The following is a 710-nucleotide window of genomic DNA, read 5'->3' as shown; positions in this document are numbered from 1 at the left end:
CGGTGGTGTCGGGCACCGGGTTGCAGCTGCAGATCGTCAGTTTCAACGCGCTCGGCTTCACGATGCCCAAGGAGTCCGTGCAGTCGACGCTGGACGACTTCACCTCGAACCTGACCAAGAACTACCCGCTGGGCATCCACGCCGACAGTGTGCAGGTCACGGATACCGGTGTGACGAGCCACTTTTCGACGCGCAACGCCACCATCCCCACCGGCAACGACAACGACCCCTGCTTCGCCAACCTGTGACGGCGAGCTTCTAGCCGGACGGCTCAGCCCAGGCCGTCGAGCACCGCCCGGGTGCCCGACAGCCCGAGCCGGGTGGCGCCGGCGTCCAGCATCGCCAGCGCGTCCGCGGCGGAGCGGATGCCGCCGCTGGCCTTCACCCCGAGGCGTCCCCCGACCGTCTCGGCCATCAGGGCGACCGCGCGCACGGATGCACCGCCGGCCGGATGGAACCCGGTCGACGTCTTGACGAAGTCGGCGCCGGCCTCTTCGGCGGCGCGGCACACCCGCACCAGGGTGGCCTCGTCGGCCAGGGCCAGCAGCGCCGCCGACTCCACGATCACCTTGAGCACGGCGCCGCCGATCGCGCCGCGCACAGCCCGGACATCCGAACGCACGGCGTCGATGTCGCCGGACAGCGCCGCCCCCACGTCGATGACCATGTCGACCTCGGTGGCCCCGGCCGCGACGGCCAGGGCCGCCTCG

General features: G+C 71.5%; 1 protein-coding gene and 1 pseudogene. One reads left to right on the top strand and one right to left on the bottom strand.

Annotated elements, in window-relative coordinates; translation table 11 throughout:
• A pseudogene (locus A5646_RS06880) lies at positions 1 to 248 on the top strand (DUF2993 domain-containing protein); the annotation flags it as partial.
• Positions 249 to 271: 23 nt separating this feature from the next.
• Here the strand turns inward: A5646_RS06880 and deoC are convergent.
• Positions 272 to 710, bottom strand: a 439-nt coding sequence (deoC, locus tag A5646_RS06875; RefSeq protein ID WP_067020791.1) for a deoxyribose-phosphate aldolase, incomplete at its 5' end; no start/stop codon positions are given.

The organism is Mycobacterium sp. 1245499.0 (genome assembly GCF_001673615.1).
GTDB classification, from domain to species: domain Bacteria; phylum Actinomycetota; class Actinomycetes; order Mycobacteriales; family Mycobacteriaceae; genus Mycobacterium; species Mycobacterium europaeum_A.
This window is presented reverse-complemented; position numbering and strand designations above follow the sequence as displayed.